The sequence below is a fragment of the Butyrivibrio sp. X503 genome, assembly GCF_003625475.1.
In the GTDB taxonomy this organism is placed as follows: Bacteria; Bacillota; Clostridia; order Lachnospirales; family Lachnospiraceae; genus Butyrivibrio.
Window position 1 is genome coordinate 98,635 of record NZ_RAIQ01000007.1, and the last position, 25,852, is coordinate 124,486.

Annotated in this window: 18 protein-coding genes, 1 pseudogene and 1 riboswitch; of the genes and pseudogenes, 3 read left to right on the forward strand and 16 right to left on the reverse strand. The window is 42.2% G+C overall.

What is annotated here, in order from left to right; all coding sequences use genetic code 11:
* Positions 1–2 precede the first annotated feature (2 nt).
* From D6853_RS12760 to D6853_RS12770, 3 genes are read right to left on the reverse strand one after another with little or no spacing between them, the layout of a single operon-like run.
* Positions 3–1,268: a sensor histidine kinase gene (locus D6853_RS12760; protein WP_120658395.1), complete on the reverse strand. Its 1,266-nt coding sequence runs from the start codon at positions 1,266–1,268 to the stop codon at positions 3–5.
* Positions 1,243–1,962, reverse strand: a complete 720-nt coding sequence (locus tag D6853_RS12765; protein WP_120658396.1) for a response regulator transcription factor — start codon at positions 1,960–1,962, stop codon at positions 1,243–1,245. The genes D6853_RS12760 and D6853_RS12765 overlap by 26 nt, the downstream gene beginning before the upstream one ends.
* A gap of 3 nt (positions 1,963–1,965) precedes the next feature.
* On the reverse strand, positions 1,966–2,484 hold the full coding sequence (locus D6853_RS12770) for a hypothetical protein (RefSeq protein ID WP_120658397.1): 519 nt from the start codon (positions 2,482–2,484) through the stop codon (positions 1,966–1,968).
* Between the two features lie 163 nt (positions 2,485–2,647).
* Positions 2,648–2,744, forward strand: a riboswitch (THF riboswitch).
* Positions 2,745–2,747: 3 nt separating this feature from the next.
* Between D6853_RS12770 and D6853_RS12775 the strand changes: the two are divergent.
* From D6853_RS12775 to D6853_RS12785, 3 genes and pseudogenes are all read left to right on the forward strand, one after another.
* A pseudogene (locus D6853_RS12775) lies at positions 2,748–3,092 on the forward strand (folate family ECF transporter S component); the annotation flags it as partial.
* Positions 3,079–4,362, forward strand: coding sequence for a bifunctional folylpolyglutamate synthase/dihydrofolate synthase (locus tag D6853_RS12780; protein WP_120658399.1), 1,284 nt, complete (start codon positions 3,079–3,081; stop codon positions 4,360–4,362). The pseudogene D6853_RS12775 and the gene D6853_RS12780, both read left to right, overlap by 14 nt.
* 29 nt (positions 4,363–4,391) lie before the next feature.
* Entirely contained in the window at positions 4,392–5,225 is an 834-nt protein-coding gene (locus tag D6853_RS12785) for a hypothetical protein (protein ID WP_120658400.1), read from the forward strand.
* 32 nt (positions 5,226–5,257) lie between these two features.
* On the opposite strand, the gene D6853_RS12790 is transcribed toward D6853_RS12785, so the two are convergent.
* From D6853_RS12790 to D6853_RS12855, 13 genes are all read right to left on the reverse strand, one after another.
* Entirely contained in the window at positions 5,258–5,938 is a 681-nt protein-coding gene (locus D6853_RS12790) for a suppressor of fused domain protein (RefSeq protein ID WP_120658401.1), read from the reverse strand.
* 28 nt (positions 5,939–5,966) lie between these two features.
* Positions 5,967–7,211: a DUF2262 domain-containing protein gene (locus tag D6853_RS12795; RefSeq protein WP_120658402.1), complete on the reverse strand. Its 1,245-nt coding sequence runs from the start codon at positions 7,209–7,211 to the stop codon at positions 5,967–5,969.
* A 31-nt stretch (positions 7,212–7,242) separates the two neighbouring features.
* The gene (locus tag D6853_RS12800; RefSeq protein ID WP_120658403.1) at positions 7,243–8,379 is read right to left on the reverse strand and encodes a YibE/F family protein; all 1,137 of its coding nucleotides are present in this window, start codon (positions 8,377–8,379) and stop codon (positions 7,243–7,245) included.
* A 3-nt stretch (positions 8,380–8,382) separates the two neighbouring features.
* Complete coding sequence (locus D6853_RS12805) at positions 8,383–15,588, reverse strand: CehA/McbA family metallohydrolase (RefSeq protein WP_120658404.1); 7,206 nt, start codon at positions 15,586–15,588, stop codon at positions 8,383–8,385.
* 177 nt (positions 15,589–15,765) lie between these two features.
* Positions 15,766–16,419, reverse strand: coding sequence for a DUF3592 domain-containing protein (locus D6853_RS12810; RefSeq protein ID WP_120658405.1), 654 nt, complete (start codon positions 16,417–16,419; stop codon positions 15,766–15,768).
* A 38-nt stretch (positions 16,420–16,457) separates the two neighbouring features.
* On the reverse strand, positions 16,458–18,341 hold the full coding sequence (locus D6853_RS12815; protein ID WP_120658406.1) for a discoidin domain-containing protein: 1,884 nt from the start codon (positions 18,339–18,341) through the stop codon (positions 16,458–16,460).
* A 15-nt stretch (positions 18,342–18,356) separates the two neighbouring features.
* Complete coding sequence (locus D6853_RS12820; protein WP_120658407.1) at positions 18,357–19,463, reverse strand: ABC transporter ATP-binding protein; 1,107 nt, start codon at positions 19,461–19,463, stop codon at positions 18,357–18,359.
* Positions 19,464–19,477: 14 nt separating this feature from the next.
* Positions 19,478–21,301 (reverse strand): ABC transporter permease, encoded by a 1,824-nt coding sequence (locus D6853_RS12825; RefSeq protein WP_120658408.1) that lies wholly within the window; start codon positions 21,299–21,301, stop codon positions 19,478–19,480.
* Positions 21,302–21,371: 70 nt separating this feature from the next.
* On the reverse strand, positions 21,372–22,655 hold the full coding sequence (locus D6853_RS12830; protein ID WP_120658409.1) for a hypothetical protein: 1,284 nt from the start codon (positions 22,653–22,655) through the stop codon (positions 21,372–21,374).
* Between the two features lie 47 nt (positions 22,656–22,702).
* On the reverse strand, positions 22,703–23,431 hold the full coding sequence (locus tag D6853_RS12835; RefSeq protein WP_092246303.1) for a GntR family transcriptional regulator: 729 nt from the start codon (positions 23,429–23,431) through the stop codon (positions 22,703–22,705).
* 153 nt (positions 23,432–23,584) lie between these two features.
* Positions 23,585–23,896 (reverse strand): hypothetical protein, encoded by a 312-nt coding sequence (locus tag D6853_RS12840; protein WP_120658410.1) that lies wholly within the window; start codon positions 23,894–23,896, stop codon positions 23,585–23,587.
* 246 nt (positions 23,897–24,142) lie between these two features.
* Positions 24,143–24,814, reverse strand: a complete 672-nt coding sequence (locus tag D6853_RS12845; RefSeq protein WP_120658425.1) for a helix-turn-helix domain-containing protein — start codon at positions 24,812–24,814, stop codon at positions 24,143–24,145.
* A gap of 276 nt (positions 24,815–25,090) precedes the next feature.
* The gene (locus D6853_RS12855; protein WP_120658411.1) at positions 25,091–25,852 is read right to left on the reverse strand and encodes a GNAT family N-acetyltransferase; all 762 of its coding nucleotides are present in this window, start codon (positions 25,850–25,852) and stop codon (positions 25,091–25,093) included.

Sequence of the window (25,852 nt, forward strand, 5' to 3'; positions counted from 1 at the left end):
CATTAAGGCAGAACTATCATGATACGCGTTCCCAGCTCCGTTCTGGAAAGTACTTCGAAATGACCTCCGTGCCTGTCTACTATCCACTTGGCTATGGAAAGACCAAGGCCCGTTCCGTCGTATGTTCTTGCTTTATCGGCGCGGTAGAATCGCTCAAACATGTGCTCCACATCAGCCTGCGACATACCGATACCCATGTCCTGAACCATGAGATACGGGCGATCGTCTTCGGTCATTCCGACTCCAAGTATGATCTCATCTCCGGGATTGGTATACTTGGCAGCGTTGTCCACAAGTATTCTGACTGCCTGTTTTAAAAGCATTCGGTCGGCGTCTACCACAACATCCTCTTCGCTCTTACGGAACCTATAGGGATGCGTTTCATCTATCATAAAGGACTCTTCGTATATTTCCTGCATAAGATTACCGAGCGACACAGGCTCTTTTGACAATACAGTCTTTCCGCTGTCGCCTCTTGCAAGAAAAAGAAGCTGCTCTACAAGACGGTTCATGTGATCCGCTTCATGAGAAATAGCGGAAATGGATTCATCAAGTACTTTTTCATCGGAGGTTCCCCAACGCTCCAACATCTGAGCGTAGCCCTGAATTACGGCGATTGGTGTCCTAAGCTCATGTGATGCATCGTTTACAAAGCGCGCCTGTTGCCTGTATGAATCTTTTAATCTTTCTATCAAATGATTGACAGACTGCTCTACTCCCAAAAGCTCTTCGTCGTGAAGATAAACGTACTGATTCTCGTCGGGTGCTACGTGCTCTATGGCATCCTCGATCAGTCTGTATTTATCTTCGGAAAAAGCAAGTCTGTTGAGCTCATCGGCTTTCTCGGCAACCTCTCGGATGGGAGACAGCGTTTTGTGAGCTCTTGAAGACACCGCCGGGAGGGAAATCAGAACTCCCAACAGCTGCAATAAATAAAGTGCACCTACCAGCATTGCTATTCTGGCAAACACATCAAAAAAACCGACGGTCATAAGTACTTTGCCGTCCATGGATCTGACCCTGTACGCGAGATCCGTTATCAAGCCGTTCTCAACGATAAAATCTCTATGTCTTTTAAATGCGAAGCTTCCTATAACTTCGAGTTCTTTCATATACGCCCAGAAAATATTAAGAAGTACAAAGATAAGAAAGTCCATCTTAAAGTACAACCCAAGCTTGGTTCTTGAGATCATCCACACAATACGGTGCGCAATGGACTTCATATTTTTCGACGGGCGGTTATTATTGTTGTTCGGATTTGATGACATAACCTACTCCCCTTACGGTGGTGATCATATTTACATCATAGACGTCGTCAATCTTGGAGCGCAGATATCTGATGTACACGTCGATCATGTTGGTCTCTCCCACATAATCATAGCCGCATACTTTCTCAAGAAGTGTGTCTCTGGAAAGAACGATGTCTTTGTTTTTGAGTAGCATTTCAAGCATCAAAAACTCACGATTGGTCAAAGTGATGCCATGGCCATCGTAAGTAACTTCTCGTTTCTTTTCATCCAGTCTTAATTTCTGCCAGGTGTAGATACCCTCGGAATTTTGCTCGGTATCATTAGTATTTAAAGCTCCCGCGGAATTCTTGCCATGGAGTTTAAGCGCAACTCTGATCCTGGCAAGGAGCTCTTCGATGGCAAAGGGCTTGGTGATATAATCCACTGCCCCGCCATCGAGTCCCGATACTTTATCCATCACCGCATCTCTTGCGGTCAATAATATTGTAGGTGTCGGCTTATCCTGCATCAGGCGTCGCAAAACCTCAAGTCCGTTGAGCCCCGGCAACATGATGTCCAAAAGAATGAGATCGTAATCTCCTTCTATTGCCATCTTAAGTCCTTCTCTTCCGTCAAATGCTTTGCTGACTTCATATCCTTCGTGCTGCAATTCCAGCTCAACGAATCTTGCCAGTTTTTCTTCATCTTCTACAATCAGTAAATGCGCTGCCATGCATTACTCCTCACGGAAACTGTCTTTTACCTGCTCGGCTGTTTCCTTTGCTTTATCTACTACATCATTGGCCTTCTTGAGGTCATCTTTTCCGTAAAATCTGTAATTCCAGTCAAAGAACAACGAAACAACTATAAGAACGATTACTGCCCACCAGCCAAAGATGAGCGCAAGGATCGCAAGCCAAAGAGGAATGTTTATAACGTGCTCACTCTTACGTGTGATCTCAATATAATTGTTTGAAAGAAAATCGATGGCTCTTTTAAGGAACTCTTTTATCTTCTTTCCGACGTCACCACCACGAGCTTTCGCTTTGGCAACAGGAACCATCTCATATGATGCATCCGTAGTATATTCCGTGGAGTGTACTTGCTGCTCGGGGCCTTTGACCTTGCCTTGCTTCTCAAGTATTATCATTGCATCAAGTAAATCTCCGTTTGCTTCGCCGAGTGCTGCTTTTGCTTCTTCATAGCTTACATCTGCTCTTGCTCTTAACTTTTCGATCTTTTCAAATTCATCCATTTTGTGTTCCCTTTCTCCTCATTAGGAAAGATTGTTTTTGTTTACAATGACAACTATATAGTCCGTAAATTAAACAATCTTTGGAGTAAGATTAAAAATAGATTAATAACAGTATACTTGATATTATTCCGAGTTACACCTATAATACAGAAGAAATTAAAAGTGCAGAGTAGACTGTAAAGCGTCAAGTGCTAAGTGAACAGGGAGTTGTCATTTAGACGAAGGTTTTATCCGCGGTTTTATGGTCGCATCCCGCTACCGTTGTCGGAGCACTTATTGATATCGGAGGCTATCTTGTAAAACCCACAGGTCCCTTTTTCCCCGGATTTACCATTAGCGGAATAGTAAGCGGCCTTATCTTCGGAGCAATTCTTTATAAAAAAGAGTTCCGTACCGTAAGAATACTCGTTGCTTTACTTATCCATACTCTTGTTGTCGGAATTATCATGAATACATTCTGGCTTGACTTCATGTACATCAAAAAAGGCTTTTTTATCACACTTATGGCGAGACTTCCTAAAGAACTGGCCATGATACCGATCAACTACATCTTATTATCAATTTTCTTATTTGCAATATCCAGGATCAAAGATTATGCAGAAGTATAACTATAAAGAGGCAATTTCTTTTTTTGAGGAATTGCCTCATTTTGAACCACCCAAAGACTGTGCCAATCCAAAGAAAGATTTCTTTTCATTGGACGCCGAGCTTTCTCTTCTTGAGAGGCTCGGCAACCCCCAAAACTACCTAAACTATGTTCATGTTGCGGGCACCAACGGAAAAGGATCGACAGTTTCCTATATCACATCAATTCTTATGGAAGCCGGAAAAACCGTCGGAACGTTTGCTTCTCCTTTTTTATTTAGGTATAACGAGCTCTTTAAGGTAAATAACGTTGATATCACGGATGAGGATTTTGCAGAAATCTTTTCTATGGTAAAGCCTGCATATGACGAGCTTGCCTCTGAAGGTATTTACCCAAGTGAATACGAGATTCTGACCGTAATGTCTTTTCTTTATTTCAGGGAAAAGAACTGCAATATCGTTGTCATGGAAGTAAGTCTCGGCGGACGCCTTGATACGACCAACGTAATCCCGGCTCCGCTTGCCACTGTGATAACTCCGATAAGCTACGATCACATGTCGATCCTCGGAAACACACTTACCGAGATCGCTACCGAGAAAGCCGGAATAATAAAGACAGGTACAATTGTCGTTTCTCCTATTCAAGATCGCGAAGTTAAAGAAGTTCTTGAAAAGACATGCTCTGAAAAAGCCGTTCGTCTGGTGTATTTTGATTCTCCCAAAGTGATCGAGAGAAGTTTGCAGGGACAGGTATTTGAATTTAACGGAGTTAATTACAGAACAAAACTCCTCGGGACCTACCAGATTGATAATGCCACGCAGGCAATATGCACTTGCATTAAGCTAAGAGACAAAGGCTTTAAGATCTCCGATGAGGCTATTGCACAGGGAATAGCTAAGGCCGAGTGGTTCGGACGCTTTACGGTCGTAAGAGAAAATCCGTATGTCATCATCGACGGTGGACACAACAGGCAGGGCGCCGCGGTCCTAAGGCAATCTTTGGAAGAATATTTTCCGGGTAAAAAGATAACGTTTATACTCGGACTTCTTGCGGATAAAGAAGTTGACATTATCCTGGATGAGCTTATGCCTATAGCCGATAAATGCTACGTCACCGCGGTTCCGAATAAAAGAACCATGGAGCCTGAAAATCTTGCAAAAATGATTGGCGCACGTGGCGTCGAAGCGATTATAATAGAAAAAAAGATTCCGTACGACCGGATACTTATGGAAAGTGAAGTTATCTGCATTGCAGGATCTTTGTATCTGATAAAAGAAATTGGAAATTTTTAAGTATAAGATAATCTCCGAGAGGATTCCTTATGAAGATTAAATGTGATTATTGCGGAAATACTTACGAAGATACTTTACATGCATGTCCTGACTGCAGCGCCCCAAATCCATCACACAAGAATGAAAAGGACCCCAAGACCATTGAAGAATTAAAGAAGTGGTACAAAGACAGGAAGCTTCCTTCTCCTGAAGTAACCCGCTTTTTTATTGGCGTGGATTATAAGAAGCCCAAGGCATTTGGAATCTATAAGGATGATAGCGGAGATTTTGTTGTCTACAAAAACAAAGCAGACGGTTCAAGAGCCGTCCGCTATAAAGGTGCCGATGAAGAATACGCTGTAAATGAGCTTCTTCAAAGACTTAAAGATGAGATCGTTCATCAGAAAAACTGTTCCGGAAGAAAAAAATCAGCTTCCGTAACACGTTCTGTGACTTCAAGCACTTCAAGCACGACTAAAAACAACCGCTCTCTCCCCTTAATGGAAATAATTTCCATATCAATAGCCGCGTTCTGCATCCTGTTTGGTATCGCCTTGATCATGAGCTTCCCCGATCACAACGGATACTACAGATATGGTCATGGCGTATATTACAATTACGATGATCATTGGTTTTACTACGACACCGACAATTGGGTAGAGATCAGCCAAAACGATCCCATCCCAAGAGAAATATCGTCAAACTATGACGACTACTACATTTCCAGGAACTGGGATCAATCAATGGATACCACCAACTGGAATGATACATCTTTTTATGACAGATACCACGTCTCGTCGGATAATGACTCTGATTCTGACTATGACTGGGGCAACAACGACACATGGGATTCAGATAATACCGACTGGGGTTCGGATTGGTGATGCTATGCCCTCATAGAGTCTTGGCAATTGCCTTACACCACTGAAGCTCTATGATAATCTGTCACGTCAGAACCAAGCTTTTGGTAAAGCGCTTCGACAGAAGCTCTGTCGGACAGTGTCTTAAGCTCTGCATCAGTCATTCCGATAAGTTCAAGGAACTCAACCTTGCCGTTAGGTGTCGAAATGGTTTCAACCGTCGGATCCTTGATCGTTATAAATCCGGTAAGATTGGATTTTCTGTAAGCGTCAATGCCTTCTTGCTGTCCGGTATAGACAAATTCAAAAGGCCTAAATAATTCTCCGTTTTGGAAAGTCATTCTGGCTATCATCTGCATGATACCGCAAATGCACTTTAATTCGCCCTCTTCATCTTCATACTTATCCTTCTTGAGCTTAAATGTCAGCTCGTAGCCGTAGCCGCTGATATCAGGATTCTTGCATTCCTTTTCATATATCTCGGTCAGACCAAAAGAAACAAAGTGCCAATAATCTCCGCCGTCATAAACACTGATTCCATCAAGCGGATCATTTCCTCCCACAATCCATTTTACAATTGTTCCATAATGCTTGGGATTGTTCTGTCCGGGATAAACTCTCAGAAATTCTTTCTCAATTGCACCCCAACCTACTGCTTCAACTTCTTCAGCTTTAGGAGCTGAAGGCTGCTCAACCTTTGGTTCTTCTTTTTTTAGAAACTTATCAAATATCCCCATTTCTTATTCCTCCTAAACCTTTTCCATATCATCCCTGCATACTTGCAGAATCTATTCCGTTTTCCAGGCTTCCATCTACAACAACGGAGTGGTCAAAGAACAATCCGCCATCGTAATAGAACACCGAAAAGTTACCTTTGTTATCCATAGCCATGCTTTCAATCGAAAGTTTTTTAGCAAAATCAGCCTTAGTTACTTCTGTAAAGTTTATGGGATTACCATCATCATCAATTTCACAATCGCTGGACTGCCACTCATTTGCAAGATCCGTTAATTCCTTAGCTGCAAATTCACGCAAGCGTTTATCCCATTCAGCCAAATCTTTGTAAAAAGCATCCATATGCGTTAGTACTTCGTCAGCGCTCTCCTGATCCCTTTCCACTCTAAGAAATAACTTAGCCTTCTCTCCGAGCCAGTCGATTTCACCTTCAAAGTCATGAAGATCTTTTTTCAAAGATAGTTCTCCATATTTCTCGGTTTTGATGACAACCGGTGTCTTGTATTTCTCAATAAGTCCGTCAAGAAACTCATCCGGAACTTTTGCAGAAAGCATTTCCAATCCAAAAAGGCCACCCATCCTTACGGTATTGTTGACCCAGGGCTCAGATGATTCTATAAGCTTTGGCGCAAGAGCTCTTATCTTATAAACCATCAACTTATTAAACTCTTCAAAATATGCGCTTCTTTCCTTTTCCTCTTCAGTCGGCGCAAATCTTAGGTTAGACATTATGTCACTCTTTTTTCCTGTTTTAAGATTTATATATCCCAGGATAGGAAACGAAGCCGTAAAACATTCCTTCACTCCACTGCCACATGCGCTACCGCCACCAATGGCTACAAGGTACTCTTCAGACTTAGATTCAAAGTTGTCCTTTTCCCAATCCGGTATCTTGCCTGTTCCAATAGAACATGGCAGTAGTTTCACTTCACTACGGAACGAATCAATATTCTGAATATTTCCGGTATTATAGAACTCGAGCAAAGTCTGAGTCATCTCTTCTATATTTGACTTCTTTTCCATGAGTTTTTTATTTTTGCCATAACCAAGCCCCACTTCAAGGTCAAGTTCATGCATATTATCCCACGCAGCTTGGACGAAGCTCACTTTGCTGATTGGTTTTTCTATTGCCAGTGTCACAAATTCCTCATAATTATCTTTAAGTTTATCAATGTAAAGCTGAACCTGATCCCAGGATGCTCCTTTTATCTCCCCGTCAAAATTATTTCCGACACTGTAGATCTTTTTATCTTTTTTCTTGCCGAACCAAAACATATTCTATCCTCCCACCAAGCCTGTTACACCTTTAATTATGGTTACTGTATAGATATGCGCCGACAGCGGCAACACAAGGTACTGTTCCGATGATTCCGACTGATCCCGCTATAGCTCGTATGATCTCGATGGCTACAAAATCCGTGTTAACGAGTTGGATAAAAGATACTCCGTATGAATAAATTAAGAGCATCATATTGAGTGCACCACCGGCATAAGCTAGGATCAATGTATTTGCCATTGTTCCCATGGCGTCTTTTCCGATGTTCATTCCGGATCTAAAGAGTTCTTTAAATCCTGCCTTGTTATTGGCAAGATGAATCTCTTCTATAGCCGATGAAATAGTCATGGCTATATCCATCACAGCGCCCATCGCTGCGATCAATATTCCGCTGATAAAAAGTCCTGACATCTTCAGCGCACTTGTCGACTTTACAAGAAGAAGTGCCTCTGCTTCGTCCATCTGAAAAGTTGTTACTCCGCCAAGTTTTGCGGAAACCGTTCCAAGAATTGCTGCTATCAGCACACCTGCAAGTGACCCCAGTGCAGCCGAGACTGTCTTTTTACATACGCCTCCTATAAGAAGGAAGCATACAGCGGATGTCACAAAGATGATCGCTATAGTCACAGGAATGGCAGAAAATCCTTTGTATATAAGCGGAAGAAGCACAAAGAAGATTGCGAGCACGGTATATACAAGTCCCGCAAATGCCTTCAGTCCCTGCTTGCCTCCCATGAGTAACATCACGGCAAAAAATACTATCACAAGTCCTATCGTTAACGGAATGCGATTGTAATTGTATATGCTTACGGAATAGGTATGTTCTGCTGATGTATCAATTCTGACGCTTACAGTATCGCCTTTTTTAACATCCACATTGTAGAGCGAACTATAATAATTGGTAACTGTACAGACGTCACCTTTATAGCGGCCTGTAAGGATCTTTATCTTAATCTCGGTGCTACCCTTCTTTTGATTTTCTACAGTTTTATCTACGACAGTATTATCCTCAATTACAGAAAGAACTCTGGCAGTCTCATATTCGGTGCCGGAGTTCTCTGTAATAGTGTATCTTGGCCTATCGGTATTGGCATAGATTACTACGCCAATACTCAAGGCCATAAATACAAGGACTGATACTATCTTAATGATCAGTTCTTTTCTCATTTTTTATTTTCCAAATATTTTTAGTAGCTTAACGAGTAATCCTGCAAGCTTACTTCCCGATGCTGCCGATGCAGCCAAGGAAGTTCCCACAGTTACTTTAACTACAACTATAGTTACTACGGCAACACTTATTATACCAAATCCTACTGCCACAGGCACTACAGGAATATGCGGCTTGGGCTTTTCGGGAGTGGTTACCTGCTCACCGATCTGCTCATCGTCACCTGCCTGAACCTGCACGCCCTGTCCGGGATTCTGATTGTCACCGTTTCCGCTGTTATCGCCTTCCGATGCTTGCGAATTTCCTCCTTCGCCGGCGTTGTCCTGCTGTGCATTACCGCCGCCGTTTGAATGAGATGAATCTGTACCGGTTGAACCGGGCTGACCTGTTGTTATCTGTTCACCGGTTCCGGAGCTGCTTGCGGTTGCAGCTTCAATACTGCTCGCGCCGCTTGATGCTGCGGTTGCCGCTCCTGTATTGGGAGCTGTGCTTGATGATGTATTACTTGTATCCGATCCGTTTGAATCAGAACCGGATACGCCGTTATCATGTGATGATCCTGAATTGGTCGATCCGTTATCTGAGGAATCTTGTCCTGATGAATTTCCACCACCTTGGTTTCCGGAAGCAGACTCTTTTGCAAGGAAAATATCATCGCAGTTACGTACTCTGAATACAGGTACGGAGACATCCGATTTTCCTTCGGGATGCTTGTAAAGAACACCTGCTGCCGTTACATTGGCCCCTTTCTTTACAAAATCACTGAGAGTGTTCTTACCTGTAGTTCCGGATTTAATATATCCGTCGATGAAGATTGCAGCCTCTTTTCCTGTTGAATCCTTGAGCCAGAATTCTGCAACCGTTCCGTCGGAATTGTAATCCACTTTAGTAACTTTTCCTGTTGTCTGAAGCAGCTGTCCGCCAAGATTGTCATAATCCATTGCTGTCTTGGTATCAACCACCTTGGGCTGCCATACATAAGGAGCGTCATCAAGTACTTTGGCCGAAAGAACCTTAAGCTCTATATCCCCTTGATACTGAGCAAGGAAACCTACTATACGCATCTTGGTACCGATCTTAAGTCCGGGAGTAGCGTAAGGGAATATATCCATTCCGCCGGTCTCGTCCTGAATATAGATGGTATCAAAGAACGTTGTATCCGGATTATCTGTTCCTGATGTAACATATCCTTCTACCGCAAATATGTCGTTCATTTTGCCTTTTCTTGCCTCGGCGATTGTAGTTGTCTCAAGCTGAACTTCAGCGCCGTCAAGGATGTTATTTACGATAGTATGGTTCGCATAAGGGAGTGAATCATTGTTATCCATCTCGGCTTTTACTTCAAAGTCTGAAAGGAATACGCCTCCGGCTACGATGATCTGTCCTCCCGCCTTTGTCTTCTGACGGGCTATAAAGGTTACGTCACCCATATTATCAAGTGGATTATTAGCATCATATTTTTCTCCGTTAGGGCCCTTACAATCCATTGACAAGGTGGTTTCAAAGCCCTTTACAAGCCACTCCGCTGCATCCACAAATCCGGTTGCCGTAGCACTTGAAATATCAACAGAGCATCCCGAATACTGGCTGTATACCTGACCTTCTCTGATTCCCGCAAGCAGGTCGGAATCTAGATTAAAGTTCTTGGGATACATCCTGTACTGCTGTCCGCCATTATTTGTATCATCCCAAACTTCATCCGAACCCATTCGGATAGTCGAGCCTATCGCTTCAAGAAGTTTGTTCTGCTCTGTCGCCGTCTGTCCGTTTGTAGAATCCTGATAATCCGCAAGACCGCAAACAATTACGGAACCGCCGTTTGACACATAATCTTTTACCAGACTTAAGAATTCATCGCTGTAATGCGAAGGAGCATAATCACCGGCGTTCGCTGTACCTGCTTTCTTTGCCGGAGCAGCGAGAACTAGCAATTTGCAATCTTTGAGCATCTCGCTTGTGATCTCATCCATTACTACCTTCGCGCGAATATTCTTCTTAGCGCACAGATTAATAAATGCACTTACATTTCCGCCGTAGTATCCTGCAACATAATCGTTGTAATGACTTCCGTCTATGATCACGTTTGCAACCATCTTATCAAGCGTATAGTTTACCGTGAACTTATCCTTATAAGTTTTCTCGACACCGTTTAACGTTGCATGAGCCGTTACCTCATATGTCACCTGTCCGGCCTCGTTGTAAACAAATTCTGTTTTATAAGACGCTGTTCCGTTGGAAGCAACCTCTGTAACTTTAGCCTCCTCACCCGAAACCTTAGCTACGGGTGTCTTTTTATTGTCTACATCACTTACTTCAATCTCAATGTCGTTGATAGTAAGATCTGTCTTTTCGTTATTATAAAAATCAACGTTGATATCAAGAGGCTCTCCCGCTACTGGAAGAACCGTATCGGTATAAACATCATTGATACCGCATGCCTCTACATCACCAACCCATACAGGTGCTGTTACTGCGATATCCTTATCACCTTCGGTAATCTTGATAAGGTAATATGAATATGCAGAAGACGCTGTAAACTTAACAGTTGCTTCCGCCATGTTAACATCAACAGAACTGATTACCTGTCCGCCGTTAACGATAAGCTCAACCTTACCGATTGCCTTATCCGTAGGCTCCTTGATGTCAGCCTTGATCTCTACCATGTCTCCAACAGCATCTTTATCGAGGATCGATCCCATTACATTTCCGTCCAATGTGTAGTAAATGGAAAGATCGTTGTCCTCTGTTGCATAGATACGATAATTTCTCATCGCATCATAAATAGCTTCTTCCGTATTTTCATCTGCGAGCATTACTGTACGCGCCGTGTTGGCATCACCCCAAAGTCCTTTGTGGTTATCCTGGTTATTGGTGGGCGCCACATGCCAGCCCTTATCAAGAGCACGAATGTAGTACTCGTATGAAGGGAAGTAGCCGGAAGATCCGATCGCACCTTCACCGTTACCAACCTCGATCATTGTGATAAGGTTGTCGTTTTCTTCAGTGTAGTAAGCAAAATCCTGGAAATCACCGAAGGTTGTTCCCGGGTGATTGAACTGGCTGATAGAATCAGGCGCAGTCCTAAGCGCAGCATAATAATTCTCAAGAGCTGTTGAGTATGTTGTAAACGCTTCCTGTGTACGGCTCTGGAATCCTTCCGTGTTAAAGGTATTCATGTGTCCGAGACCGTTTGACCAAGTCATCTCGTATCCGTATGCACATGTAAAGTCCTCGGTTGATTTCTCCTTCGCAAGATTGTGAGCATATGTCCACTCATCAGTATCTTTGGTATCGACGTTTTTGGTAATCTTGGAGTCTTTCTCATTATCGATCGAATTGGAGTGATCGGTAATGATTATGTAATCAAGATTATCAACGTTTTTGGCATGATCGTAAGCATCTTCCAAAGATCCGGCACCGTCTGAAATATTGGTGTGCGCATGGATCTGTCCAAAGTAAATATTCTCTCGCTCGTTCTTTCTCTTAGTAAACTTAAGAGTAGAGATCGCACTGTCGAGACATCCCTCTTTTACTGCCTTAACCTGAATCTGAGCCGGAAGCTCTTTTAACTCGAAAGGCTCTGTGTATTCTTTCCAATCTTTATAATTATCTTCTTCCTCTGTGACAATAAGTTCGTCCTGATTCTCAGTGTTTTCGGGATTCTCAGTATTTTCCGCATCTTCAGGATTTTCTGTTTTTTGTGCGTTCTGCTCTTTCGCAGGTTTCTCATTGTCTTTTTCAATCTCGGCTTTTGTTCTGTATCTGTATAGGATCGTTGCGCCTTCAGTCTTGGTCTTTAATGTAATCTTCTGAGTCTGCGCGATCGCTCCTCCGTTGGGAGTTGCCTTAACAGTTGCAACCTGTGACTGCGTGTATTTATAAACGCAGTTTACACTGTTCTGAAGCCCATCCTTGGTCGCATGCGCACGAATTATAGCAGGTAACTCAGTGAGTGTGATCTGCTTGTCGGCGTCATATTTGACTTCATCAGCTCCGTTTAGTGAATAATATATTTCCGCATCTTCTGTCTTGGTAGAAAGAGCTACCTTTGTACCCTCAGCTACTTCTCCGCTTGTGGGATCCGCAATGACATGACCACATATATCGCCTGAAACAACAGGATGTCCCATTACCTGAACCGTATCGATTCTGTTCGTTCCGCCGGTTCCCGCGGCTTTACCATTCTTGGCAGCATTTTCGGTACATGGCACAATTCTTACGTAAACATTCTCTTTGTTGTTTGCACCATCAGGAATTTTAAAACTAAACTCTACAAAATATTCCGGCGCCAAAGAAGTCTTGGCGATACCGTCGGATATCTTTCCGTCACCTGCTCTCTCGCTCTGCTTACCGTTACGGTCATAGACAGGATACTTATAGGAATAAGTACCATCACTTAAATCCTTAAAGCTTCCGTCTTCTCCCGTTGTAGAATACTGAAGCTGATATTCTCCTGTCGCAGTTTCGGATGAACGCATACGGAAGCTAAGGTTCATATCCGCATATCCCAGAGTCGGGAATTCCAACTGAATAAATCCGGCGCCTTTTACCAATCCCTTTGAGCCCATGTAATAGTTCGTTGAACCCGTTTGGTTTGATGTAGCTTTTGTATAAGGCAGAACCTTCTCCCCATTTATTACTACGCTATACTTAGCCTTGGTGTCACGCATATCATTGGTTTCGTATAGGTCACCGTTGATAACTTTTGTTTCTTCTATTCCTGCAGCATCATAGTCGGCGTTACCTGCCCACTGTGCAACCAAAAGCTCGGTATCGGGATCACTCTCAAATAACTTCTCGCCTTCTTTCAGGGCATAGAAGTTGAAAACGTACTCAGGTTTATTTGCTATACCATAAGTTGTAAATCCGCTGTAATATTCAAGCGCAAGGTCATAACTTCCGTTCTTGGCATTTACATTAATAAGATTGAAGTTACCTTCCTTCTTATCATCGGCATCTTTTAACTTCCAAATGCTGTTTGCTGTAGCTTCCTCTAAAAGAGTAAGTCCGCAATATTTCTTGTTCTGGCCGTTAACTGTCTTTTCTTCAAATGTAGCAGTAAGATACTTATCATCCTTCGTCTTAAAAGTGTACTTGCCGTCTTCATCTACAGAAACTTCGAGAACAAGAGCGTTACTGTCCTTTATATCAACGCTTCCGTCTTCCGAAGGCTCAATAGCCACACCTGCATATTTGCCGTTAGTGGCATCGGATGACATAAACTTATTATCTCTGGGATAATAAACAACAATCTCATCCCCGTCGTAAAGCTCTCTTGTAAGAAGCTTGGCTATAGTGTTTTCGTCGTCTTCCTGTGTATCTTCTCCATCTATATAATCGGGAATAGTATAGGCAGAGAGTGTATAAGGAGCCTTGTCTGAATCATCAGTATAACTATAAGCAGTAAAGAATTTATTATAGTACTCTATATATTGAGGCTTATCTACATTTGTTTTTTTATCATGATATTCTGCTTTAACACTCTTTATAAGAAAAGAACCGTCTTCCAAATCTTCAAATTTCCAAAGATCCAACCCGCTATCAGACTTATTTTTTTCAAAAGTAAGTGAATTACCTGTAGCTCCTGTCGTAAGATAACATGTTGATGTCTCTTCGCCTTCTTCATTTAAAAGCTCGGTCGTAATATAAAACTGATCTTCGTTATCGGACTTTTCAAGCTTTAATGTAGCAAGCTTTGCTTCACTGTCTTTGTAAACAAGATATCCGTCTTCATTGATCTCAACATCAACCTTATCAAGTTTCTTATTATTGTTTCCGGAGCCGGGCAAAGAAGACATTGATTCTTTATCATCATGAACGAGAACAAACTCCTGTCCGTCAATAAGAGAAGACAAGTCTTTGATCTTCACACCTTTTTTGAGTGTGTATTCAAAAGAAACCTTCTCACTCTTCTCGCCGGTTTCCTCTTCGCCTATTTGAGCATAAGCATGGATAGTGAGATCTTTGTTTACCTTGATGGGCTCTTCATATGGAGAGTAATTCTCCGTATCGTTTGTATTGTAATAAATCGTAGCATCTTCTGTAGCACAAGTAAGAGTGATCTCCGTATCGTAATCTACTTCTTCACCACTCTTTACAGATGCCTCGGGAGCAAGCACACCTGCACCGTCTGTGAGTTTATAGAATTTAAGCGTCTGGTTCTTTATATTATTAGGGAAAGCTCCGCTACTGTCCTTTGCATATGCTCTGAAATCACTCTTATCCTCATATACGCCAAGATATCTTACGTCTCCCTTTGAATCTTTAGCACAAAGATATCCGTCTTCAATAATCCACTTTGCGCCTACAAGTTCACCATCAATATTCTTAACTCTAACTCCGTTATTGTCAGCATTTGTATATAGGTGATTTTCGCCGGAGGTGATAGTGTAGTAAGTCTCAGTTACTGTATCATCGCTTTCCTCCTCAGAGTCTTTTTCTTCAAGCTCAGTTGCCGGTTCTCCTTGAAGATTCTGAAGGGACATACCAGCATTTCCGTTTGCCGGTGTTGTCACGCCCTTTTCATCGGTTTCTGCGCCGGGTTTTTTGCCGTCACCTTCCGAACCCTTTATTCCTTCTCCGGCCCCGGAGTTTGCTCCAAGCTGAGAATTACCGTTCTCGGTATTCTCACTTTTTTTATCTCCGCTCTTATCATCTGCAGGCGTTTTGTCGTCTCCCACATTCTCGTCGGAATTCTTTTTGTCATACTCGCCTTCGGATGTTTCACCCGTTTGTTTTTTATCGTCATCGCCGGAATCACCGATGCTCGGATCATCTGCATTTTCCTCTGTAGAAGAAGATAAAGAACTGTTTGTAGGTTCGTCCGAATTGGGCGCAGTACCATTCTCATCATCTTTTACAGTCTTTGTTTCAACAGTGTTCTTGGTGATGGTCCATGCGTAATCACTGTTATCAATATCTCCTTCGAAAGTTAATACTCCCTTATCTTCTTTAGCAGATACTGCTTTCGGGCCACTGTTAGTTGCCTCCGCGTTCGGAAGCACATAGGTCTTCTCACCCTTAGTCATAGTAATAGCTATGGAATCATTCTCAGAAATATCTTCGAAATTAATCGATGTCCATATTTGATTGGTCTTTGTCGATTCCTCTTTTGCAAAAGTTACAAGAGAAAAATCACACACACCAACAGATAGTGTCATCAAAAAAGACAACACTAAAGAAAGCGTTCTTCGACTCGCTTTTCTCATCCCTATTTCCTCCACCTTTATAAATTCCCCTGTTTATAAATCCCCTCGAACGAGCTGCGTCTTCAACTAAAAAATGACCTATAATCATTCATCAATAATAAAATGAATGCGCTTATAGGTCATTTCTCAATCAAGTCAAATCGCATATAAAAAGGTTATCATTTATATGCTTTTGCGTCAAATAACTAATATGAAAAATCCGATCACTGCCATCGGCATGCCAAAGGCCAAAAACCATATAGGAAAACTTTTCCCCAGCCTCCTTTCAAAATCCGACTCAGATTCTTTAGGCCATTGTGGATCGTAGTACACCGTCATACGCGTGCCTATTTCCGGAAGCTCATTGTAACCGGCGGAAATCGACGAATCACAGGTATACTCTTGTCCATCTACATAATATTTGATAAGCGGGGAGTACCTTACATGTCCATCTGAATCCTCAGATTCGGTTACTCCTTCGACATAGCCCTCACAAGAAGCGGTGTATCTTGTATTCTTATCGTTGTTCATACCATCGAACAATACACCAATGTAGCTAAAGAGTACTCCTCCTGCAGTTAATCCTACTCCGACAGGATTGATATCCATTGTCTGATGATAGTAATTAAGCGCCAAAAAACCAAACAGCAATACCAGTCCAATCTCTATAGGCGCTAATAATTTAAGCGCATTCAATGTTTTCTTCGATTCACGAACCCTCGCCTCATCGGAGTTCTCTTTGATGATCCTTCGTTCGCTCATTGCGATCATGATCATTGCATATCCAAACATTCCAAGAACAATAAACACAATAGCAAAGGGCAGCATATCAAATATAGTCCTACCGTTCACTCTCTTTCCTCCAAAGCAAAATTTTTTCCGGATAACATTTATTTTATCCAGATAGGCGCCGTTACCGCGATCTGTCCGTCTTCTCTTATAAGTTTTAAGAAATAATATTTTTGTCTGTTCCAGACTTTTATATTTTTCTCGATCAGATAATCATCGCAAGAAACTGTATCTATTACTTTACCACCTTCTCCGTACACTTGCACCTCTGTTATCTTACAAGCATCATCGCACGAAGCCTTCACATTGATAACAAGATCGTCTTGCCACTCTATCATCGAACCCTGAATATTGCCGCTCATCGAATACATTACTCTAAATCCCGGTGTTCCCGTAAAGTACGTACGAAGATTCTTCATTGCATCATAGATGTCGGCCGCGGTCAGTCTTCTTACGATCACTCCGGTCCTTATGCCGTTTTGCGTTCCCCAGTTCTCCTGATGGTTGTCCTGATTTCCCACAGGCGCAAGATGCCAGCCTTTATCAAGTGCCATCACATAATACTTTATAACATCTTCGCCCGATAACTCCACATTGTTCAATTCGATCGTGTAAGTTATCTTATCCAGTTCTTCATCATAAGGTTCAAAGAAATCAAAATGTCTGTTTCCACAGGACCACGGATGATTCCACTGACTTATAAGTCCGCCATATTCCTTAAGCTTACTGTAATAGGCCCCCGCTTCATCGAATTTAAACTCATATGAATTCAAGAAGAAATCTGCGCAATAAATATTCATATGACCAAACTGGTTGTACCATGTAGTCTCCGAACCATACAAGCCGACAAACTTTCCGTCTTCTGTTGCTTTTTGAGAGGCACGCTTTAAGTCTCTCCACTTAAAGCTCTTGTTACAGTCGAACATCTCATCCAAACAATTGCTGTGTTCGGTGATCCCCAAGAAGTCTAACTTCGCAACGTTTCTGGCATAGTCATAGGCATGCTCTGCGGTTCCGAAACCATCCGTAAGCCCTGTGTGACAGTGCATGTTTCCAAAAAAAATCTTATACGGTTCATCATCTTCAATAAGTTCTTCTCTGTAATCTGTAGCAACCGGTGATAATTCCGGATGCCTGTCAAATTTAAGCCAGTAAAGAACAACGCTCTGAGGAGCATCAATCTGTGTCACAACGATATACACATCATGCTTACCCGAAACAAGCTCTCCGTTTTCTCTTCTTATATCAATCGCAAGTTCCGTAAAATACGTATACTGCCTGCACAGATGGATATTTCCGACTTTCTCCCCCGTTACTCCGTCCAGTCTCACTTCAATATTCACATATGAAATCTTGTCCTTAACGGGAAGACCTAAGCAGAACCTCAATTGATCAATCTCTTTTTCGTCAAAAGACACATCGGAAAATTTAAGTACTGCTCCTGCCTGCGACGCCTTGACCACAGCATCTTCCCACGAATCATCTATCTCATAGTCATCAATCCTAGCAAATCCCGCTTGTATTTCTCCTTCGATTGCTTTTACTCTGTTCTCTGTAATATCAAGATTCTCTTTTACCTCAGAAACGCAGCAGCCATGTACAGAAATATTCTCCACGGTCACAACGCTTGACGAAGAACAATAAGAAACAGTGATCCTTATAAATCTGGCAACCTTCTCAATTGCTATATCATCTCCTGTTTCCGTAGCGGGCATATCATTATCTTTTTCCATGACAAAATACCAGTTGATCCTATCGCTACTGTATTCCACATGATAATGATAAAACTCCCCATCGTGACCGGTGATAAGATTTATGTGATCGATATAGTGGGCAGCACCGGTATCAAGCATGATCCACTTAAAATAAGGATCTGCTTTCCACGCCGTACCCGAATTACCGTCCAGAGCCTTCTGAGGTTCGAAGCCCTCAATAAAGCTTTCACTTGATGCTATGGCCTTGATTTCTACGATGTTTTTACTCACTTTTGCTCTTCCTTTTTATTCTATGATCAACTGTCCCATTGAAATCTTCTGTCCGTCTTTGTCAAAAATGCATACGTTGTTTCCCGCAATGCTGCATCCAAGCTCTTCGTCAGTGACATAATCGGAAGCTCCGAATACTACTGATGAAATGATCTCTTCACCAACCTTAAGCTTAATAGTTGTTTCAAGACCTGATGGCAAAGTCGAATAAACACTTGCCTTTATCTTTCCGTTGTCTTCGATCTTCATATACTCGGGTCTGAATCCAACAGTTATGTCTCCGCCGATATCCTCAAGCTTTTCGTTTGGAATAAACTTAGCCTTGTAACCAAGAAATTCTACTTCGAAGTTTTCTCCCGTCTTCGCAATCTTTCCCTCAACAAAATTCATACTCGGGTTGCCCACGAAATCCGCAACATATAAATTATTAGGCTCGTTATAAACCTGAAGAGGCGGAGCATACTGCTGGATCGTTCCTTCTTTCATGAGGCAGATCTTGGTTGAAAGAGTCATTGCCTCAAGCTGATCGTGTGTAACGTATACAAAAGTTGAATCTGTATCTGCATGAAGTCTCTTTAGCTCTGTTCTCATTTCCAAACGAAGCTTGGCGTCAAGGTTTGACAAAGGCTCATCCATCAAAAGAACCTGTGGCTTAACCGCAAGCGTTCTCGCGATCGCAACTCTTTGCTGCTGTCCTCCGGAAATCTCGGAAGGATATCTTTTTTCAAACTCTTCGATCTTCATAAGAGCGAGCATCTCTTTTACTCTCGCATCAATATCTTTTTTGTTCCACTTCATGCTCTCGAGACCGAATGCAATGTTTTCATAAACGGTCATGTGCGGCCAAAGTGCATAGTTCTGGAAAATAAAACCTATCTCACGTTTATCGGAAGAAAGATTAACTCCTGTTTCCGAATCAAAAACGACCTTATCTCCGATCTTTATCGTACCTTCCGTCGGTGTCTCCAAACCTGCGATCATTCTGAGAGTCGTAGTCTTGCCGCATCCCGAAGGACCAAGTAATGATACGAAGTCTCGGTCTTCTATGACCATGTTCAGATTTTTAACTCCGTAAAAATCTCCCCATCTTTTTGTGATATTTATCAGTTCAATTCTTGGCATACCCTTTACTCCTTCTACTGTTTATTGTACGAACCGACGCTCTGTGAAATCGACGCACCGGTCAGCTTGCTTGAAACCTGGTTGATAACAAGTACGATCACTATGATCAAAAGAGTTATCGCACTTGCGTACTGATCGTACCCGGTCTGGTTGAACGCCAAAAGCATGGTCGTCAACATGTAACTGCTGTTAGATACAATAAGTGCAAAAAGATCGACTTCTCTCATCGCGGATACTATAGGAAGCAGATAACCGGAGAAAATACTGGTCTTCTGAATCGGAACAAGGATCCTGAATATCCTCTTATACCACGGTACCTTCATAAGTATCGCAGCCTCTTCTATCTCCGCTGAAACCTGAAGCATCGAATTGATACAGCCTCTCGATGCGAAAGGTAAATACTTAACTCCACCCACAATTACAAGCAGTAAGAATGAGTTATATAAGAATGAGAATGTCTTGGTCGATGCCAGAGCCAAATATATTGCGGAAAATGCGATCGTAGGAATAAGGTAAGGGAAGAACGACATTGCTTCCACCATCTTGGAAAGCCTTGTTCTTCTGTTTCTTACAACCGAATATCCTATAAAAAGACCTGCGGTTCCTGCAAATACCGAGCAAGCAATTGAAAGAAGTACAAGTCTGAAAAGCGCCATCAGGAAATCTTTTCCTACGAGGATTCCTCCTACCATTCCCATCTTGTATGCATCCAGATCTTTTCCTATCCAGAAATCCAAGGTCCAGTTTGAAATACTGTAGTCACCGGGAACTCTCTGAATAGTCTGAAGCGCAAATACAATAAGAGGTACCACCGAGAAGCAAACTGTCAAAATTATCATTGCGATCGAGATAGGTCTGTTAGCCTTTTTGAGATCAACAAGCGATACCTGACCTGATTTTCCGGTTACCGTTGTAAAAGACCTTCTCTTGTTGGTGTACTTTTGATTGATCATCAGAATAATGATTCCGCATATGATCATCACTGCTGCAATGATATATGCCTGTCCCATGTATCCTGCGTTTATCATGGCCTTCATTTTACTAGCAAGAGTGTAAAACCTTACCGCGCCTCCCAAAAATACAGGCACTGCATATGATGCAAATCCGCTTGAAAAAACAAGAAGGAATGTCGATAAAAGCGCCGGCATAACAATAGGCAATGTGACTTTTCTTACTATCCTAAGTCTGTTTGCTCTTAGTATCTGCGCTGATTCTTCAAGCGTTGCATCCATGTTCTGCAAGATTCCGCCGATCAAGATATATGCAAAAGGCGCGAAGTGCAGACTGTTTACTATAACGCATGGAAACAATCCGTAGACAAACCATTGCGGCATACATAATCCGAACAACGACTGCACAATTCCTTTATTGCCGCTCATTACATTCGTATTTTGGAAAAGATAGATCCAAAACTGCGCGAGCGTCCACGCCGGCATAAGATACGGAAACATAAATAATGTTCCGATCAGTTTTTTATACTTAAGATTACTCCTGGTCATCAGCCATGCGGTGACTCCGCCGAATATTATTGCAAGGCTTGCCCCAAAAAAGCCAAGCAAAAATGAATTCTTAAATGGAATATAGAATGATGTCACACTCCACTCACCCGGAGCGAACAATTTTTGAATATGATAAAGAGTAAATGTTCCTTTCTTTGCGCTGATCAGTGTCTTCTCAATTCCCGCATGTACTATGAACATCTCTTTGATCATTGCCGTGATGGGATAGATGGATAACCCCAAGAATGCAATGAAGAAAAAAACCAGCATGCAGTTAGCCGGATTGGAGAAATAGGTCTTTATCCTATTTTTGATCTTCTCCAAATTTATCAGTTTCATACAACCCTCCAAAGACCATGTATGGTGGAGAGAATACCCTCCACCATACGAAATACCTTTTTCTCCTAGATCAGTTTATCCTTGATGCAATGTACTCATATACGTCTGCATAGTTAGCTGCAAGATATTCACCATCTTCTATTACGCAACGGTCTAACCAGAAATCAACTTCCTTATCCAATCCTGTTGAATCGGGAACTAAAGCGATTGAAGAATTTGAGAGGTAAGTTCCCATGTTGTCTGCGTTATTCCAAGCTGCGCCGCCTTCTTCGGAAAGAAGATAGTTGATAAACAATGCGCATGTATAAGGTGTATCTGTATCTGCACAAACCTGTGCGTATGTAGGATACATAAATCCTGCAAAGCCTTCGATACCTGCTCCGTCATTTCCTGTAGCAGCAATCTGAAGATTTGCTCTTGCAACTTCGTTGGTTCTAAGCTTTGAGAATACGAATAATCCAATGCTTCCGGGTTCACCCTCTGCAATGCCGCCACAGATACCGCCATCTGCTGTGTATGTGTAGTTGCAGTTTGCAAGGAACTTATCAAGGAACTCATATGCACATGACTTGTACTCTGCTGTGTTGTTCCACTCTGATCCGAAATATGACTTGTATGCATCACTTAACTTTTTATTCCACTCATCAGATGTGAGCATGATAAGGAAGTTCATTCCAACCGGCTCATCTGCGGGATTCTTGAAGAAAATCTTGTCCTTGTAAGCTGCCTCTGTAAGCTGCCATACGTTCTTAAGATCCTCAACGGAAGCGTCGCTCTTGTTCATGAAAATAAGCTTTGATACGAAAAGGATTGCTGTGGGATCCTGATATTTCTCATCAACAACTCCCTTTAATGACTCAGGGAAATAGTTGTACAAAAGATCTTCTGAAATAAGTTCGTTATTAACTCTGTATGCATTCTGAAGTAATGCCATGTCTGCGCCGTCTGCTGCGCTTCCGATCTCAGTTGAAAGCTTAGTGAACATATCTGCTTCACCGATATCGGACATCTCGATCGTAAGATCGGGATACTTAGCAAGGAAAGTCTCTATCGCAGTTGCAGCCAAACTCGTTGTTGAGTAAACAACTGTCTTCTCTTTTTCTTCTTTAGCTTTAGCATAAAGTTCCTCATCTGACATCTTACTTGCTTCATAAAGAGTCTTCTCGATCTCTGTGTCAAATTCAGGCACCTCCTCTGCAGGTCCGCTGCTCTCAGCTGCAATTTCCCCGTTTGCCTCGGTTGCTTCTGCAGCCGCGGGTTCACTCGCGGGACTTGCAGGCGCATCCGTTTCGCCGCAACCCGTAAAGCAAGATAAAGTTAATGCACATGCCAATACAATAGCCAATCTCTTCATAGCCTTCTCCCTTCACTGTAAAAAATAATCTCCTAACACCTAACCCCTTAGATGCCGTTTTTAATAATGTGCTTTATGTTATATGTCTGCCCCACAAGATAACTTTCGCACTTTTCAATGTAACCGTTCATAGACTTCGTATTTCTTTTGATCTTGAAAACGGCTGTATTGGTGGGCAAATTCATCTGTTTGGCAACATATGCGGGACAGATAACCGCTTCCATTTTCTCCTCAGCTTCAATCGGGTAGAGTCCCGTTCTCTCTTTGATTGAAGGATAAAGACCTTTGCTCTGAATCTCTTCTTCTGTCAGATCTTTGAGATATTTCTCAGGGACATATGCCTTCTCCCAAGCATATATCTCATCCTTGATGGTTCTGGTTCTAATGATCTCAAAGAGTTTCTCTCCATCTGCCAATTCAAAGAATTCCTTCTTTGACGGTGACGGATCCACAACTTCCAGAGAGATCAGTTTAAACTCAGAAGAGATACCCTTTTGCTTAAGGTCAGCCGATAAAGAGTAGTTACTTACCAAAGTTGCCTCTACTGATGGTTTGGAAACGAAAGTTCCCTTTCCTTGTTTCCTCTTAAGATAACCACTTTGAACCAATTCCTTTAGAACTTCACGTACTGTTATCCTGCTGACTCCATACTCCTCACAAAGCTCGTGTTCACTTGGGATCATCTCCCCTGCCTTCCACTCGCCCGAGTTGAGTTTCTCAAACAATACTTCTCTTAGCTGATATTGCAATGAAACCGGTAAGTTACTGTCTAACATTTTGCCCTCCGCTCAACTTGTTATAACATTATAATAACATGACCTTTTTGTTTGTCAATAATTTTTTTCAATAACGCAAAAAAGAGTCGGTCATTTTCGACCGACTCTCGATAAACTGTATATTTTACTTGATGTCTAAGGCTTTCCATTCCTTTAATCCCACATATTTCTCTTATTGTTCTTCTTATAAGCTTTCGCCCATTTTGATATTTCTTTTTTCATGGCATAGTTTTTGGTATTCTCTTTGCCAAGATTTTTATACAGTTCATATCTTTCTGCAGATAACTCTCCGCTTGCGATACGATTGTAGTTGTAGTCTTCATTAAGCGACGTGACGATAAAGAGATAATCTACATTGGCTGCCATATATTGCATAACTCCCGTTTTAGCCTGATCCGGTCGCTGTAAAAAGCTTTTTCTCTCACAGACAGAAAGAATCATAGAATCTCCCTGACTGTTATACATAAATGTCACATAGTCGCCTACTACAGGAAGCGCCTCTGTATCCTCTTCATAAAAATGTCCTTGTATTTTTCAATTTTTTGTCTCCTTTTTGATTCGTCTTTTTCATTCATCTGGTAGTATGGAGACCTTTATACAACGGAAACTGCCCGAAAAAAGGCAAAAGAAAACCGTGACAAATATGCCACGGTTAAATATGATTAAATATTTATCTATCACAGTTCTGCTGATAAATCAATAATTATTGTTCTAATCAAACAGCATCTTTGCCGTCTCTTCCAACTCTCTTCGCTCTTTTGAATCATCATATCCGCTTTCTTTGTCGTCAACGCCCTTTACCGGATCGATAAAAAACAAGCCGTCTCGATTACAATAAAAGAAGATCCTTCTGACTCCGCGAATCTTAAAACGTGCTTCGGCACTCGCCTCCGGATAAAGCTTCACCATCTGCATATCATCGGAGGAAGCTGCGGCCACAAAAGAAATGTAATGCTCCTTCGTCATGCTGTGATCGATACGCACATAATACTCATCCTCAACACGCTCAATAAAAATCATGTGATGTTCATCTGTTGATTCCGCATCTAACGGCAAAAGCTGGACGCCATGGCAATGAATAGACGCCTCGCCCATGCTGTGAATCACATTTCCGCAGATCGGACATACATAGAATTTAGACTTCAGCATATTTGCGGATACGTTCGCATTGTGGATCGTATTGCCGGATATCAGTTCCGTAACCGAAATTCTGAACGCCTCCGCTATAGGCTCCAGAAGCGTGATATCCGGATAACCTTTAGCCGTTTCCCATTTTGAGATTGTCTTGTCACTCACTCCAAGCTTTTCGGCCAGTTGGAGCTGTGTCATCTTATTCTTTTCTCGCAGTTCCTTAATAACTGCACCTGTAACATATTGGTTCATAAGCATCCTTACCTCCATGCACCAATTGTAATCCTAAGCCAATTAGTGTGGTACCTACGGAAAGTAGAGCGTCATTGCAGAGCGCAGATACGGTGTCCTTCGTGAATCGCAGCCACTGTCGCAACCGCGCAATATCTATTTCATATCCTGCTTTTTCAATTGCAAAAGAAAGACCACTGATTAAACTCTGGTCATCTTCAACCATCAATATATGGCTCATTTCTCATCCACCTTATACTAGTAATTCCTATGATGCTTCTGTCTTTCGGGCAATATTCAGTGTGTCCTTTCTTCCCCGGACACCTCATATGCCGTGTATTCGTGATCAAATTCATATCCAAGTTTTTCCGCAAGATGAACCGAATTCATATTCTGAGCATCCCAGCTTGGATATAATCCTTCATCAAGGCATCGTAAAATAAGCGCGGCACATACGATCGTAGCAAGTCCTTTTTTTCGCTCTTGCTCGGCCGTATCCACTTCTATTTCAATTCCTTCATTGTATCTTGTATATGAAGATGCTCCGGCTACGATCGTTCCGGATTTAAGAATAACCATGCCTCTACCGATCTCAAGATATTTTTCTTTGCTCCCAAATGCCGAAACAAAATCTCTCGTCACCGGATCCGGCAGACACATGTCATAAACTTTGTCATCGATCTCTTTAAGCTCATATCCATCAGGGAGTTTTGCTACCATGTCTTTCAAATATTCTTTATCAAACTGAGTATCCTTTTTGATAGCGTATCTGGTAACTTTCTTAGCCGTCGGAAAGCACTCTTCGATACAGGCTTCCCACGCTTTATTCTGCGGCGTCATAATAACAAAACCATCCGGCTTATTGATAACAAGCTCTTTGTCCGGCTCTCCCGCATAAAATGCAAAGCATCCAACATAAGCCATCGCAGACTTGGGCGCCTCCGTATCAGTAACAAAGATCTTGCCCATTACTTTCTGCAAGCACGAATAAACCAGAGTTTCATTCCAGCCCTCAAAAAGGTTCGATGCTTTTGATGTATCTTTTAACTCATAGACCAT